This is a genomic window from Flavobacterium yafengii (genome assembly GCF_030010375.1).
Lineage (GTDB): Bacteria > Bacteroidota > Bacteroidia > Flavobacteriales > Flavobacteriaceae > Flavobacterium > Flavobacterium yafengii.
On sequence record NZ_JASCRY010000001.1, the window covers coordinates 605582 to 621805 of the forward strand.

The window sequence follows — 16224 nt, forward strand, 5'->3', positions numbered from 1 at the left end:
TTAAAGCACATGAAATCAACATTCTGCAAATTATTTTTACTGTTGACAATTACTTTCAGCAGTTGTGTAACAGATGAGGTTGCCGCTCCAAAACTCATTTGTACGCAACCGGATTTAATTCCTAATACAATGGTAAGCGAAGTTCATGCGGTTGCTAATGCGATTGTAACCCAGTATAAATACGATGACATTATCGAGGCGTATGTGGTTTCCAGTGATGAATCGGGGAATTTTTTCAAGTCGATTTCCTTTCAGACTTTGGCAACAGCCACAACACCTGCGATAGGATTTAGTGTTCCTGTGGATGCTACAAATTTGTACATTGATTATCGACTGGGCAATAAAGTATACATAAAGTTGAAAGATCAATACACGGATATTTCGTTTGGCGGGATGCGCATAGGAAGCATTTTTGTGAATTCCTATAATGAAGGCGGAGTAGGGCGACTTTCTCAAAATGAGTATAAAAAAGTGCTGAACGCGTCTTGTACGAATGTAAAGGAAGAGCTTTTGGTTCGGTCTCTGACTATGTCAGAACTGCTGAACGATTCTAATTTGAATACGTTGGTTGAGTTGTCTGATGTTCAGTTTTCAGCTGCCGCAATAGGGCGTCATTATTTTGAAGAAACGAATAATGTTGGCGGTGCGACAAATTGGAGTTTGGTGGATAAACTAGGGAATCAAGTGTATTTTAGAACAAGCAGTTTTTCTGATTTTGCGACTAAATTAGTCCCTAATGGAAGTGGAAAAGTAAGAGGAATTTTGACGAAATACGGAAGTGATTACCAATTATTGGCGCGTTCCGAAAAAGATGTAGTAATGACTGGAACAAGAGCAACTCCTTTTTTCTCTCAAGATTTTGAAACGGTAGAAAACAATGTTAAATTAAATCTTTCCGGCTGGGCGAATATGGTCCAAAAAGGAACGCTTTTCTGGAAAGGCACTGTTTATTCCGGAAACGGTTATGCCGAATTTAATATTACAGGAACCAAAGTCGTTTCGAATGTGGCTTGGTTGATTTCGCCAAAAATAGATATGGAGGTTCACACGAAAGAAGTCTTGACTTTTAGAACGGCTCAGCATCACTTAGATGTTGATTCCCAATTAAATTCTTTGGAAATGTATGTCTCCAGTAATTTTGACGGGTTGAATATTACTACCGCAACTTGGACTCCGTTAGTTGTTAATTTACCCAAACAAGCTACGCCTTGGTATCAATTTGTAGGAAGCGGCGCTGTAGATTTATCTTCGTACAAAGGTAAAATCAACATTGCTTTTAAATATACGGGTTCCGGTAAAAATCTGGCTTTGGATGGTGCTTTTCAAGTAGATGATGTTCAGGTTTTTGGAGACAAATAATTTTTATTAAAGGCTTTGCTTGAATTACTATATTTGCAGCCTTAACATTTAAATTAAATTATGAAATCTACCTTATTAGCCCTAATTTCTTTATTATTTGTTTCTTGTTTATCAGATAACGAAGCATCTAAACCTGTTGATTACACCGTTCAAAACGAAAAAGAAATCGTGGATTACATTGCGAAAAATAAATTGACTGCCACAAAAACTGATTCAGGTTTGTATTACGTGGTTAATGAAGCGGGAACTGGCGCTCAACCAATCTCTTCATCTAATGTAACAGTGGCGTACAAAGGATATTTTACTAATGGAAATGTTTTTGATGAAAGTAAACCGGAAGGAATTTCTTTTGGATTAAATCAAGTAATAAAAGGTTGGACAGAAGGCATTCCTTATTTTAAAGAAGGTGGAAACGGAGTTCTTTTAATTCCTTCTCATCTGGGTTATGGAAGCAACGGTAGCGGACCGATTCCAGGAGGCTCTGTTCTTATTTTCGATGTCAAACTGATTAAAGTAAATTAGTTTAAGGCTATGATAAAATCAAAAAAGGCTGTCTTTTCGGACAGCCTTTTTTGGTTATTTACTTTTTGATTTCGACTATGCTTATGGCATAACCTCCACCCGGAGCACTGAGTTGAGCCAGTTTCGATTTGTTGGTCACCGTCATTTTACGAATCGTATACGCTTGCGGATTGGTTTTATAATGAGCGTCTTTTGCATCTGCATAAATCGTGGCTACATATTTTTTTCCCTTTTCCAAGAAATCAAATTTGATCGTTGAGGTACGAGAAGCATCGCCATTTACATTACCAATAAACCAGTTGTTCGTCACTTTTGCTTTACGCGCAACGGTAACATATTGTCCTGGTTCAGCTTCAAGGTATTTACTGTCCGTCCAATCTACTGCTACATCTTTGATAAATTGAAAAGCATCTGGAAAACGATCATAATTTTCAGGTGTATCGGCTGCCATTTGTAAGGGACTGTACATTGTTACGTACAATGCCAATTGATTAGCAATTGTACTGTTGACATGGGAATTATTATCCGGATTCAATTTACTTAAATCCATTTCAAAAATCCCAGGAGTATAATCCATCGGTCCGCCTACTAAACGTGTAAAAGGCAATACCGTTACGTGGTTTGGTTTAGAACCGCCAAAAGCTTGATATTCTGTTCCTCTTGCTGCTTCGTTACCAATTAAGTTTGGATACGTTCTGGAAATTCCCGTTGGACGAACCGCCTCGTGTGCATTCAACATAATTTTATATTCGGCTGCTTTTTCTAAAGCATATTGATAATGATTATTCATAAATTGGTTATAATGATTTCCACCGTTTTCAATGATAGAACCTACATAACCACTTTTTACGGCATCATATCCATTGTCTTTCATAAACTGATAGGCCTTATCCATGTGACGTTCGTAGTTGCGTACCGAACCCGAAGTTTCATGGTGCATAATCATTTTAACACCTTTTGATTTGGCATATTCATGCAATCCTTTGACATCAAAATCCGGATATGGAGTCAGAAAATCAAAAACATAATCTTTGGAGTGACCAAACCAGTCTTCCCAACCTTCATTCCAGCCTTCGACCAAAACCGCATCAAAACCGTGTTTAGCTGCAAAATCAATGTATTTTTTCACATTGGTATTATTTGCACCATGTTTTCCATTAGGTTTCGCTTTTGAAAAATCAGTTACGCCAAGTTGAACTGTTGGAAATTCATCCGTGTATGCCCAAGAGCTTTTTCCGGTGATCATTTCCCACCAAACACCCACATATTTAACGGGTTTTATCCATGATGTATCTTCAATTTTGCTAGGGTCATTCAAGTTCAATGTCATTTTTGAAGCCAAAATTTCTCTTGCATCATCACTAACAATTATGGTACGCCAAGGCGAATGATTAGGAGCCTGCATATATCCTTTGTCGCCTTTGGCATCTGGTGTCAACCAAGATTCAAAGACCATGTTTTTATCATCCAGATTCAAATGCATGCATGAATAGTCAATTAATGCCGCTTCGTGTAAATTGATATACAATCCGTCCGCTGTTTTTAGCATTAGCGAAGTTTGAACTCCTGTTGTAGAAAATGACTTTTGAGAAACATTAGCAGTAGTTGCTTTTTCTGATAATCCTCTAATTTCAGATAATTTTGAGGTAGTATAATCATATTCTTGGGTATCATAATCACCAGGAATCCAAAACGCAGTATGATCACCTGTCATGGCAAACTGGGTTTTTTCTTCTTTGATTACAAAATAAGTAAGGTTTTTTTGCGAAGGAAATTCATAGCGAAATCCTAAACCATCGTCAAACAAACGGAAACGAATCACAATCTGTCTATCGGTTTCTTTCTGATTTAAGGTTACTGCTAATTCGTTATAATGATTGCGAATGGAGGCTACTTCTCCCCAAACTGGTTTCCAGTTTTCATCAAAAGTTGCTGTTTTGGTATCAACAACAGTAAAATCATTTAACAGTGATTTTTTATCATTTTTTAACTCAAGACCCAATTTACTTGGTTTTACAACGGCTTTATTTTTGTAATTTAAACTGTAACTTGGAGTTCCGTCATTTTGTAAGGAGAACTCCATTACAAATTTTCCATTTGGTGATTTTAACTGCTGCGATTTTGCAGGGCTAAAAAACGCGAGCCATATTAGGGCTGTGAAAAGAAATTGCTTCATTTTTTAAATAGAATTTGATAAATTAATTTTTCAGGTTTGGTAATAGATTGTGATCAACATGATTTTCACGAAATCGATTTATTGAAAAACCCAGAGTTTTCCATATTTCGAGAAAGTAAAAGTAAACGCTTTACACACTACATATTTTCATCATTCTAAAAAAGTAGATTGTATTTTTCTTTTTTACATGCAATATACTGAATAACTGTGTATTGTGTAAATTTATTGTTTAAAAAAAGTGGTAGATTTATAATAAAAAAGAGGTCTTTGAGATTGTTTTAATCCTAAAGATCTTCTTGAAAAACAGAATTTTTCTATTTTAAATTGGTTCCAATCCGCATTACTTTAGCCTCAAAATCTTCTCGTGGACCTGCTGCTTTGTTTTTGAGTTGTGAGCGGTAATTGTAAATCGTAGATACCGAATACCGAAGAAAAGTCGAAATTTTTGCGCTGTCTTTGATGCCCAAACGAATCAGTGCAAAAATCCGTAGTTCCGTATTCAGCAATTCGACTTCCTTCAATTGTATTGCTTCGTCGTCAATCAACAAAGCGCTGAATTCTGGTATGAAATTAGGGAACAGTTGCAGGAACGTCTTGTCGAAATTCGTGAGAAATGCTGCGAGTTCATTTTCGACAAATTGGTTTGATTTTACAGCACCAATCAGGTCATTCATTTTTCCCGTTGTTGCCATGACATTCAATTTTCGGCGGTATTCGTCTAATTTACCAATGTAATCTGAACACTGATCCATGTAACGACCAATGTATATTTCTTTCAAAAGATTGGCTTCGGTCAGCGTATAATTAGTCTCATTCAATTTTTCATTGAAAGTATTTAATTCTTTATTCAGTTCCGAAAGCTTGCAGTTTGCTAAACTTAAATCCTGCTTTGCTTTAGACAATTTTTTCATTTGCTTAAAAAGTAAAAAAAGCACCGCCAACAGGAATACGGATAATATACTGGCACTTATTAAAAACAGTACCAACTGAAATCGATTGGTTTCATTTTGTTTTTGATACGCCTCGTTGATAATGGGCAACATCTTCGATATTTCATAGGTTCGTAAGCGCGCATTACAAAAAAGGGCGTCTTCAAGCGAGCGTTTTATGTATTTGTAAGCGCGGTCAATATCTCCGTTTTCATACATTAGAAAAGCCAACGAACGCAACGAAATGTATTCTTTTTTGGCCAATTGCAAATCGGAAATAGCCGAAATAGTCAACCATTTTTTCTCCTGCTCAGCATCTTTTTTTTGGCGATATGCCTGCGAAATAATGTAGGCAATCACCGCTCGATCATCACTGTTGTGGGCAATTTTTGGGAAATAGTTTAGTAATAAAACCAGTGTTTCCTTGTGGTTTCCAGTATCAAGAAGGGTACTGGACTTTGCCATAATATAAGCACTTGATTGTGGTTTGTAGCAATTTAAGGAGGAATCACGGTACTTCTGGGTCAGTAAAACATACTTCTTTTTTTCCTGAAGCGAAGCCGCATAATCTGACATATAGCCATAAACGACGCTATTTACGGTAAAATAATAGCCTTTTAGTTCGGGCGAAGTAGTGATGTTGATTTGATTAAGAATATCGGTAGCTTCCTTGTACATCCCTAATGTTCCCATGATGGAAGCTAGATTTAATCGGGCGTGATTTAGCTTTCGGACATCGTTTAATTTTTCGGCAATTTGAAAACTTTTTCGGGCGTAAATCAACGCTGAATCCGACTGGTACGATTTATATTCCGCATACAATTTCCCATAGATATCGTATTTTTGAATATCGGCAGAAGTGTAGGAAAGCAGTTCCTTGAGTTTGTTTATTTCGCCTTCTTTTTTATTGGAATAAACAGCATAATCAGCTACCGTTTGATCCAATTCTTCCAGTAATTCCTCAGAATTATTTTGGGCAAAAAGAAAAACAGGAAACAAGAATGCAATAAGTACTGTCAAAAAGCGATTCATTCAAATGGGATTAAATAGGTGTAAAAATAATTAAAAATCCAAAGGAACTTCAAAAGTACGGTTTGCAAAAGCAAGAGTTTTCAAAATAACCTCAAATTTGCTAGTTTCTTTCGGTGCTTCTTTGGTCTAATATCTCGTCGGACCCAAAAACTATCAATATTCACGGCTTCTAATTTTTTATAAACCCATAACTAGATAAGTCCCTGACAAATCATTAAATTTGTAGCTTATTCAAAGACATGTTAGAAAAAGAAGTAATAAATTTCGAAAAAACGGCTATTGTTGGTATTGTAACTCAAAACCAAAGTGAAGAGAAACTAAAGGAGTATCTTGACGAATTAGAGTTTTTGACTTTTACCGCAGGCGGTGAAGTCGTGAAACGTTTTTCGCAAAAAATGGAACGCCCTAATCCCAAGACTTTTGTAGGAACTGGAAAAATTGAAGAGATTCATCTTTTTGTAAAAGAAAATGATATCTCGACTTTGGTATTTGATGATGAATTATCGCCTTCACAGCAAAAAAATATATCTAAAATCATAACGGAATGTAAAATTCTGGACAGAACGCACCTTATCCTTGATATTTTTGCGCAACGTGCCGAAACTTCGTACGCCAGAACGCAAGTAGAATTAGCGCAATGTCAATATTTATTACCAAGACTTTCCGGAATGTGGACGCACTTAGAACGTCAAAAAGGGGGAATTGGAATGCGTGGACCTGGGGAAACGGAGATTGAAACCGACAGACGTATTGTTCGTGACCGAATCGCATTATTGAAAGAAAAAATTAAAACCATCGACAAGCAAATGGGCGTGCAACGCGGGAATCGTGGTGCTATGGTTCGTGTGGCTTTGGTTGGATATACTAATGTTGGGAAATCAACATTGATGAATGCCGTTGGGAAAAGCGATGTTTTTGTAGAGAACAAACTTTTTGCTACGTTGGACACCACAGTTCGAAAAGTAGTCATCAAAAACCTGCCTTTCTTACTTTCGGATACCGTAGGATTTATCAGGAAATTGCCAACGCAACTGGTTGATTCTTTCAAAAGTACGCTGGATGAGGTTCGCGAAGCTGATTTGTTATTGCACGTAGTTGATATTTCGCATCCGGAATTTGAAGATCATATTGCATCCGTAAACCAAACCTTATTGGACATTAAGGCGAATGACAAACCGGTAATTATGGTTTTCAATAAAATCGATGCGTACAAGCATTTGACTATTGATGAAGATGATTTAATGACCGAAAAAACGCCAAGACATCACACGCTGGAAGAATGGAAATCGACTTGGATGAGTCGAGTAGGAGAGCAAAATGCGTTGTTTATTTCGGCTACAAACAAAGAAAATTTTGAGGAATTTAGAGAACGCGTTTACGAAGCCGTACGACACATTCACATCACCCGTTTTCCGTACAATAAGTTTTTATATCCGGATTATAAAGACGCGGTGGAGAAAGAAGACAAAGACGAGGAAGAAAACGAATAATTCTCTCTAAAACATAAAATAGACAATCCCTTTTGACATTCTCAAGAGGGATTTTTTTTGGGCATGTCCCAGCTTCCTCTGCGTTACAGCTGCGTCAGGCTGTTCGTTTCAATCTCCCGAAGAAAAATCGGGAGGATTTCCGCTACCATCCTTCATGCGGATTAACGATAACGACAATTAACAAATAAAAAGGCCATTTGATGATTTGTAAGATAAGTATTAAATTGTATATTTGAAGGTAATACGCTATGCAGTAGCGCCTATATATAAGTTGGCAGGCATTTTATCACAGAAAAAAATATGAAGAAAAAAATTCCATTACAAATTTTAAAAACATTAGTGCCATTTTTAAAAAAAGAGTCTTCAATGTTTGAAATCATACCTCAAAATCAATTTTTAATTAAGATTGTTGATAAAGACAAAAATTCCGATTTTCATTTCATAATCGAAGATTTTAAAAATGAATCTGCATTTTCTGTTTTAGTAAATCGTAAACCAGAAAGTGATTTAGCGACGAAAATTCATAGAAAATGGGTTAATGCAGATCTTTTAGAAAAAGAGTTTCAAAGTTGGCTAAATATCTTGGAAGATTACGATAATATAAAATCTATTTTTGACGATAATATTCTAGAAGCTTTTTCAAATGAGTATTATTCTGAATTTGAAATTATCGATGAAGATGCCGAAATAAATCCGCTAAAGATCAAGCAAATTCTATTATTAGATGAACATTTAGAAAAAATTCAAAATAATATTGAGAAATATAAGACCGATATAAATGAGGTTGAGATTGACGATATTATATGTGAAGTAATTGAATTGAGAGAAAACTTAACCAAAAAATCAAAAAAATGGGTAATTAAGAAATTATCAGTGGTTTGGGCAAAAATATCGAAACAAGGACCAGTTTTGATAAAGGAGTTTTTATCGGAAGGAAGCAAATACCTAATAAAAGAAAGTGTGAAATTTATATTTGAAAAAGGAATTGACTTATTGCATTAAATAAAAAAACGTCCGCAACAGCTACTACAACGGATTTGGGCAATAGGCTTAATGGAAAGTTGGTTTTGTATTTGGGATGACTTGCTTTGCCTGTTCGGTATCGCTCAGGTGGCAAATCCAAATAATGGGCTTAATTTAGTACCAGAACGTTGTAGACAATGCTAACGATGACCATTCAAAACAATTTTTTATATTATACTACTATGAATATTAACTTTTTTTCTAATTCACTTCTTTGGTTATTATTAATAATTTTACCAGAAATAGTATTTTCTCAATCGACCGACTTTACCATTCAAGATGTAAAGTTTGAAAGTCAGGGCATTACTCTTGCAGGCTCAATTTTAACACCTAAAAAAACATTGGCAGCAGTTGTAATTGTTCATGGGTCTGATCCTGTAAAAAGAGAAATGGAGTTCGCTAAACGTCTTGCCAAAGAAGGTATTGCTGTATTGACATATGATAAACGTGGAGTTGGAGAATCTGGTGGTGTATATGTAGGGCCATCTGTTGGCACCAATAATATTGACACTACTAATCTTAATTTATTATCTCATGATGCAAGTGCAGCAGTAAATACATTTCGAACCTATTTGAAAGATAAAAACACACCTATAGGATTAGTTGGCTTCAGTCAAGCAGGATGGATAATCCCAATTGCTGCAAGTAAAAATCCACAAATTGAATTTATGGTTTTATTTAGTTGCCCTACAATTACAACCCTAGAACAACTTCGATTTCAGTTTTATACTAATGGAAACAATAATTTTTGGGAAAATCATACAGAATCAGATGCTCGTGAACATACTAAAAATGACCCAGACAGGTATCAATTTACAGCTACTGACCCAAAAATTTCCTTGAATACTCTTTCAATTCCAGGGCTTTGGCTTTTTGGTGAGAAAGATATACAGATTCCAGTAAAGTTATGTATAGAGCAATTAAATACATTGAAAACTCAAGGCAAACCTTTCGAATATACCTTGTTTTCAACATTAGGACATAATACTGTTTCTGATAATATAACAGCACCAGTTGACATTTCAATTCAATGGATAAAACAGAAAACTTTGAACATTAAGAAGTCTAAAGTATCAAAATAAAGCACTGCCTAGAACAGCTACTACAACGGATTTGAGCATTAGGCTTAATGGAAAGTTGGGATGATTTGCTTCACCTGTTCGCTATCGCTCGGATGGCAAATCCGAAAAATAGAATTTAATTTAGGTCTCAAATCTTTGGCGTTAGTCTGCGACAGATATCTACTTAAAAGAAAACCATAAAAAACGGCACTCAAAAGAGCGCCGTTTTTTTATGAGATACATTCGGAGTTCTGCAAACTGGGACTTAAAAATTTATTTCTTCGGAGGCATTGCTTCCATGATAGGCACTCGATCCAGGTATTGGTTGACCATATCAATTTTATCCTCTGAATTAAAATGATATGTAGAATGAATCCATTGTGTCATGCTCTTGCCGCCTTTGTATTTTGCGGTGGTTTTGTACCAGCTAAGAAGCCAGATACCATCCATCGGAATGTTGCCTTTCTCATTTACTTTGAGCGGCAACCAAATTTCTTTTTCAAAAGTGATGGTTTCAATAACGTTACCTCTTCGGTCTCTCCAGTATTTTTCTATGGCTGGTTTTCCTACCAGACTGTCTCCGCTATTCCAGTAATACTTGGCATCTTCGGCGAAGCTGTTTGTCCAGGAATCCATGTCGTTTTTAGATAAATCTGCTAACATTTTTTTTCCTATATCGGAATATTTGCTGTCGGCAAATTCTGTTGGAGGTGGCGGTGTGTCAGTTGTTTCAGAAGTTGGCAACGCTTTTGGTGTAGCTTCTTTTTTACATGCTACAAAAAGGGTCGCACACAGGACGATTAAAATTAATTTTTTCATAAGGTGAAGTTTTAAAATAATAGTGTTAGTTTAAAATGCTTACCATTATGTCTTAGTAGGTTAAATAGGAGAATAAATGTACTAAAAAAGATAGTATGTTTGTGCTTTTTGCGAATAAATATTTAACACAAGTAGCTGATTGTCAGTAAATAAAGATTGTTTTTTTTTAGAAACCGTAATTAACACCTAATCCAAATACTTCTCTTATTTGAACGGCTTGAACGGAATTGTCATCATAGATGGCTTGTAAGGCTACATTTGCCGACAAGTATTTATTGATTTTCAGGAGTACATTCATTTGATAATCTACATCAATATTCTGAGGATTATCCAAATAATTAGAATATAAATTCAGTCTATTTTCAATCGATACATTTGTCATGATATTGAACTTGTAGTATGCTGAAATACTGGCTCCAAACTCAAATCGAGTAGAATCGCCTTGTAATACTCCAAAAGAAGGACCTAATTCAGTAAAATGAGGATGAACAACAATCAGTTTTGCAGTCGCCGGAGAAAAATTGACGCTCAAATTATTACTTTTTTTCCACAGCATTCCTGGTCCCAATTGAAAATAAGCAGGTGAAAAGAAATGAGAAATTTTCTCGTCATTTTTGTCCAATCCGGTGTCCATTTGAGTCTTGAAATTGAAAAACATCGAATAGTACCATTGCCCTTTGGCTTTCTTTCCCCAAAGAGAATTCAGTTCCAAACGATCGTCTGTTTTTGCGGTTTTTTCGTCTCCTTTTATTTTGGTTAAACCGTACGCTAAAATGAATTTATTATCCCAAACGATATCTTCTTTTTTATAATTGAAGTCGTAATTCAATCCAAAATTTCCCGCAATATTCGAAGTTCCGCCTCCCAACCATTGCTTATTATAAGACGACTGATTAAAAAGCAAAGAGATATTTCCTTTTTTTGTCCAAAGTTTTGTAGTGTCTTTTGAAGTTTCTTGCTCTTGCGCATTTATAGAAATTATGGCAAAAAGTAATACTAGGGAAAACGCTATTTTTTTCATGACTTTATATTTTAAATTTTACTATTAAAGTATAAAATAAATGTAATATTAATCCTATTTATTCGCCTTGTACAATGGAACGGCTGAGCACGCTTCGCCATACATAATGCTTCGAGCAAAAGGCTGTAAATAATGCGCTGCTAACACATAAGCCCGCATCGGAACCGGTTTTCTGGAGCATCCTTTTATAATAACAGGCTTGTTTTCATATACCGAATAATCAATTTTAGACAATAATTCTTCATAAAGCGAAGCGTCTAAGTCTTCTAAAGTACCATTGATGATTTTCTTTGCAAATGGCGCTAATTGAATCGCAACCAGAATAGAAGCCCAAGCCGGAACAATAGCATCAGTACTGCAATGAATGGCAACATATTGATCTTGGTATTGTGACCAATCATGATTTTTTAGCTGTTCTCTAAAGTCTTTTTCTTTCAATAAAAAGCCTTCCAATAACCATTGTGAAATATCGATTTGCGCACGGATTCCTTTTGGATAATAATCTTCGAGATCGAAAACTTCCAAAACACTATTCGCAACTTTATTTATTATTTCTTCCATTTCTGAAGTCTTAAAGTCGAATGTCGAAAGTCATAAGGTCAACTACTTTGAGACTTTATGACTTTTGACATTAGGACTAATTTAAAGCATTCCCAATTCTAATTTTGCTTCTTCGCTCATTAAATCTTTGCTCCAAGGCGGATCAAAAGTGATTTCTACTTCAGCATCTTTTACATTAGCAATCGATTTTACTTTTTCTTCCACTTCTCTTGGTAAACTTTCTGCAACTGGACAGTTTGGAGAGGTAAGTGTCATCAGGATTTTTACTTCGTAATCGGTGTTGACCATCACGTCATAAATCAATCCTAATTCGTAAATATCTACAGGAATTTCCGGATCGTAAATAGTCTTTAATATTTTTACGATTGATTCTCCTAACTCGGTAGTGTCTATAATTGTTTCTTCCATTATTTTTAGTTTAAAGTTTAAGGTTTAAAGTTGCAAAATGCACTTCAAAATGTTTTAATTAGTAAGAGCTCTTTGATTTTCTTAAATGTCTTATATGGTTAAAAAAAACTCGGTTTATAAATTAATTCTGCGTGTTGAATGCCAAAGCATACATTTTAATATTTTTTATCATCGATACTAATCCATTGGCGCGCGTTGGCGATAAATGTTCTTTCAAACCTATTTCGTCAATAAAACCCATGTCAGCTTCCAGAATATCAGAAGCTTTTTGATTGGAAAAAGTACGAATTAATATCGCAATAATTCCTTTTGTCAAAATGGCATCACTATCGGCTGTGAAAACAATTTTATCATCGATTTGTTCTCCTTGCAACCACACTTTCGATTGGCAGCCTTTGATCAGATTGTTTTCTGTTTTGAATTCTTCTTTAATCATAGGAAGCTTTTTTCCTAATTCGATGATGTATTCATAACGCTCCATCCAGTCGTCAAACATAGAAAACTCATCAACGATTTCTTCTTGTATGTCCTTAATTTTCATAGTATGCTGAATTATTTCAGTATTATTCTTTTTTAACAAATGAATTTATTTTATTAACAAATTTCTTAATTTCTTTTGGTGGAAAACCATGATCAAAACTAGTCGTTTCATAGGTTTTGTCCTTGAAAGTGATTTTCAAATTGGCAATAGCCGCACCGTCATGAAAACGTTTTTCGCTAGGCGCTTTTAATTTGGACAAACTATCCAATCCCATTATTTCAAAACAGTCTACGAGTTCTTTCCAGTCGGCATCCGATATTTTTGTTGGTGTCGGTTTGTCATTTCCATCTCTATCCTTAGAAACAGTCACCATCTGATTCTTCACCGTTATTTTTTGATAAAAACCTCTGGTGTTGGCTTCATATTCAATTACAGCATTGCTGATTTCTTGCGCTTGAGCACTGTTACACCCTTTTCCAAGAAAAATGGTCAGAAACAATAAAGATAGTACCTTCATATTTTTAAATTTTTAAGACAACATGAGTTGCGCTTTTTTAATAGCTTCAACCATAACATCAATTTCTTCTTTGGTATTATAAAAAGCAAATGATGCTCGTATCGTTCCCGGAATGCAAAAGAAAGTCATGATAGGTTGGGTGCAATGGTGGCCAGTTCTTACGGCTATTCCTAATTTGTCAATTATCGTACCAATATCGTACGGATGAATACCTTCAATATTAAATGAAACTACAGAAGTTTTTTCCTTGGCTGTACCAAAAATTTTCAAACCCTCAATTTCTAATAAACGTGAAGTTGCGTGCTCCAACAATTCTTTTTCCTGTTGTTGAATGTTTTCAAAACCAACTTCATTCATATAATCAACCGCAGTTCCCAGAACAATTCCTCCGGCAATATTTGGTGTTCCAGCTTCAAATTTATGAGGCAATTCAGCATAAGTTGTTTTCTCGAAAGTCACTTCCTTAATCATTTCGCCTCCACCTTGATAGGGAGGTAATTTATTCAACCACGCTTCTTTTCCGTATAAAATTCCGGTTCCTGTTGGACCACACATTTTATGTCCTGAAAAAGCATAAAAATCACAATCTAATTCCTGAACATCTGGTTTCAAATGTGGAACCGCTTGCGCTCCGTCAATCAAAATCGCTGCGCCAACTTCATGTGCTTTGTCAATCATGTATTTAATTGGATTGACAGTCCCAAGAGCATTCGAAATATGATTTACGGTTACAATCTTCGTTTTATCCGAAAGTAATTTGTCGTATTCGGACATGATTAATTCGCCATCTTCATTCATAGGGATTACGCGCAAAGTCGCACCCGTTTTCTCACATAATATTTGCCAAGGCACAATATTGCTGTGGTGTTCCAATGCCGAAACTAAAACTTCATCGCCTGGTTTCAAAATCGAAGCAAATCCGTTGGCAACTAAATTAATTCCATGCGTTGTTCCGGAAGTGAAAAGTACTTCATGGGCAAATTTTGCATTGATGTGATTTTGAAGTTTACCACGTGAAATCTCGTATGCATCGGTTGCTAATTGACTTAACGTGTGAACGCCGCGATGAATATTAGCGTTGATTTCTTGATAATATTTTGAAATCGCATCAATCACAACTTGTGGTTTTTGCGAAGTAGCTCCGTTGTCGAAATAAACCAATGGTTTTCCGTTTACTTTCTGGGAAAGAATAGGGAAGTCGGCTCTAATTTTATTGATATCTAACATGTAATCTGCCTGTTTTTATTGTTTTTTTATTGGTTAGATGGAACGCCAATAAGTAACATTTTTTAGATAACCCAATTTGTTGTTTGGGCTTCATTATTTAGAATTTTTCTAAATACAAAAGTAATGAAATTGAAATTAATTTTCGGCAAACACTTGTTAATAATAATCAATGTGGTAACCGTTCAGAAAATGTATGCTTCTTTTTTATTAAATTGCTTCAAATTAATTCTCTATGAAAAAAGTTTTCAGATTATTTGGTTTCGTTTCTTTCATTGGTGTTTCTTATTTTGGCTTCACCACTTATCCAAAACTGGATTTAATTTCTGGCTTTTCAGCCAAAAGTATTGCTTCGGGACATTTTATTGATAATCGTTCGCAGGAAATGATTGAGAAAGGTGACAATGACATTGATATGATTGATTTGGCCAAAAATAAAATTGAAGACGCCGGAAAGTTTGCTGTTGCTTCGGTTTATGGTTTGAAAGAACGAAAAGCAATTTACCGCGAAGGTTTGGGAGCGACCTTAATCAACGATGATTTTGATGTGACTAAACCGTATTTGGTTCCAAAAAGAACAAAACTGAACAATGATTTACCTTTTCCGTATGGAAATAATGAACCAAAAGACACGGTTTTTACAAATATTGATTATACTAAATTGAGTGCGGCTGTTGCCAATGCTTTTGATAAAAAAGGCATTGTTGACAAAAGAACGCGATCCCTTTTGGTAATTTATAAAGACAAAATCATTGCCGAAAAATATGATACTGGTTTCGATAAAAACAGCAAAATTCTGGGTTGGTCTATGACCAAAAGCATCACTAGTGCTATGTTTGGAATTTTGGAGAAACAAAGAAAATTTGACATTGATGATCCTGCGCCAATTCAGGAATGGGCGAATGACAAACGAAAATTGATTACAACAAGCGATTTGCTGCACATGAATTCCGGTTTACAATGGGTGGAGGATTACAATACTATTTCTGATGCCACCAAAATGCTTTTTCAGGCCGAAGATATGACCAGCGCGCAATTAGAAAAACAGGCAGAGCATAAACCAAATATGCGGTGGAATTATTCTTCGGGAACGACTAATTTACTTTCCGGGATTTTGCGAAAGCAGTTCAAAACGCATCAGGAATATTTAGATTTTTGGTATTCGGCTTTGATTGATAAAATAGGAATGAACTCGATGGTAATCGAAACGGATATGGCGGGAAATTATGTAGGTTCATCGTACGGTTGGGCTACAACACGCGATTGGTCAAAATTTGGGTTGTTGTATTTGCACAAAGGCAATTGGAACGGAGAACAGATTTTCAATGAAAGTTGGACGAAATACACTGCAACTCCTACAAATACTTCTAACGGAAGATATGGAGGACATTTTTGGCTCAATGCCGGCGGACATTTTCCGGATGTTCCAAGAGATATGTATTACTGCAGCGGTTTTCAAGGACAAATGGTGGCGATTATTCCGTCACTTGATTTAGTGATTGTAAGAATGGGTTTGAAAGAAGAATCTAATTTTGATTTTAACGGAATGTTGAAAGGGATAATATCATCAATAAAAAAATAAATTTAAATACAAATAAAAA

At 35.5% G+C, this 16224-nt stretch carries 15 protein-coding genes; 6 read left to right on the plus strand and 9 right to left on the minus strand.

Going from position 1 to position 16224, the window contains the following annotated elements:
• Positions 1 to 9 precede the first annotated feature (9 nt).
• Positions 10 to 1359, plus strand: a complete 1350-nt coding sequence (locus QLS97_RS02650) for a DUF5689 domain-containing protein (protein ID WP_282714124.1) — start codon at positions 10 to 12, stop codon at positions 1357 to 1359.
• 60 nt (positions 1360 to 1419) lie between these two features.
• On the plus strand, positions 1420 to 1881 hold the full coding sequence (locus QLS97_RS02655) for an FKBP-type peptidyl-prolyl cis-trans isomerase (RefSeq protein WP_282714125.1): 462 nt from the start codon (positions 1420 to 1422) through the stop codon (positions 1879 to 1881).
• 58 nt (positions 1882 to 1939) lie between these two features.
• Here QLS97_RS02655 and QLS97_RS02660 read toward each other — a convergent pair whose 3' ends face one another.
• Positions 1940 to 4057: a glycoside hydrolase family 97 protein gene (locus tag QLS97_RS02660; protein WP_282714126.1), complete on the minus strand. Its 2118-nt coding sequence runs from the start codon at positions 4055 to 4057 to the stop codon at positions 1940 to 1942.
• 314 nt (positions 4058 to 4371) lie between these two features.
• The gene (locus tag QLS97_RS02665) at positions 4372 to 6006 is read right to left on the minus strand and encodes a DUF6377 domain-containing protein (RefSeq protein WP_282714127.1); all 1635 of its coding nucleotides are present in this window, start codon (positions 6004 to 6006) and stop codon (positions 4372 to 4374) included.
• Between the two features lie 251 nt (positions 6007 to 6257).
• Between QLS97_RS02665 and hflX the strand changes: the two genes are divergently transcribed.
• From hflX to QLS97_RS02680, 3 genes are all read left to right on the plus strand, one after another.
• On the plus strand, positions 6258 to 7508 hold the full coding sequence (hflX, locus tag QLS97_RS02670; RefSeq protein WP_282714128.1) for a GTPase HflX: 1251 nt from the start codon (positions 6258 to 6260) through the stop codon (positions 7506 to 7508).
• Between the two features lie 300 nt (positions 7509 to 7808).
• A complete protein-coding gene (locus tag QLS97_RS02675) occupies positions 7809 to 8510 on the plus strand; it encodes a hypothetical protein (protein ID WP_282714129.1) in 702 nt (233 codons plus the stop codon).
• A 167-nt stretch (positions 8511 to 8677) separates the two neighbouring features.
• Positions 8678 to 9613, plus strand: a complete 936-nt coding sequence (locus QLS97_RS02680; RefSeq protein WP_282714130.1) for an alpha/beta hydrolase family protein — start codon at positions 8678 to 8680, stop codon at positions 9611 to 9613.
• A 252-nt stretch (positions 9614 to 9865) separates the two neighbouring features.
• Here the strand turns inward: QLS97_RS02680 and QLS97_RS02685 are convergent, their stop codons facing one another.
• The 7 genes from QLS97_RS02685 to QLS97_RS02715 all read right to left on the minus strand — a co-directional run bounded on the left by QLS97_RS02685 (position 9866) and on the right by QLS97_RS02715 (position 14626).
• A complete protein-coding gene (locus QLS97_RS02685) occupies positions 9866 to 10336 on the minus strand; it encodes a nuclear transport factor 2 family protein (protein WP_282714131.1) in 471 nt (156 codons plus the stop codon).
• Between the two features lie 241 nt (positions 10337 to 10577).
• Positions 10578 to 11432 carry a DUF3078 domain-containing protein gene (locus tag QLS97_RS02690; RefSeq protein ID WP_282714132.1) on the minus strand — a complete coding sequence of 285 codons (855 nt, stop codon included), beginning with the start codon at positions 11430 to 11432 and terminating at the stop codon, positions 10578 to 10580.
• A 54-nt stretch (positions 11433 to 11486) separates the two neighbouring features.
• Complete coding sequence (locus QLS97_RS02695; protein ID WP_282714133.1) at positions 11487 to 11993, minus strand: DUF2480 family protein; 507 nt, start codon at positions 11991 to 11993, stop codon at positions 11487 to 11489.
• An 81-nt stretch (positions 11994 to 12074) separates the two neighbouring features.
• Positions 12075 to 12401: a DUF59 domain-containing protein gene (locus QLS97_RS02700; protein WP_282714134.1), complete on the minus strand. Its 327-nt coding sequence runs from the start codon at positions 12399 to 12401 to the stop codon at positions 12075 to 12077.
• A 121-nt stretch (positions 12402 to 12522) separates the two neighbouring features.
• Positions 12523 to 12942: a SufE family protein gene (locus tag QLS97_RS02705; RefSeq protein ID WP_282714135.1), complete on the minus strand. Its 420-nt coding sequence runs from the start codon at positions 12940 to 12942 to the stop codon at positions 12523 to 12525.
• Between the two features lie 22 nt (positions 12943 to 12964).
• Positions 12965 to 13399: a hypothetical protein gene (locus QLS97_RS02710; RefSeq protein WP_282714136.1), complete on the minus strand. Its 435-nt coding sequence runs from the start codon at positions 13397 to 13399 to the stop codon at positions 12965 to 12967.
• Positions 13400 to 13411: 12 nt separating this feature from the next.
• Positions 13412 to 14626, minus strand: a complete 1215-nt coding sequence (locus QLS97_RS02715; protein WP_282714137.1) for an aminotransferase class V-fold PLP-dependent enzyme — start codon at positions 14624 to 14626, stop codon at positions 13412 to 13414.
• 232 nt (positions 14627 to 14858) lie between these two features.
• Here QLS97_RS02715 and QLS97_RS02720 point away from each other — a divergent pair, with 232 nt between their 5' ends.
• Positions 14859 to 16205 (plus strand): serine hydrolase domain-containing protein, encoded by a 1347-nt coding sequence (locus tag QLS97_RS02720; RefSeq protein WP_282714138.1) that lies wholly within the window; start codon positions 14859 to 14861, stop codon positions 16203 to 16205.
• Positions 16206 to 16224: the final 19 nt, after the last annotated feature.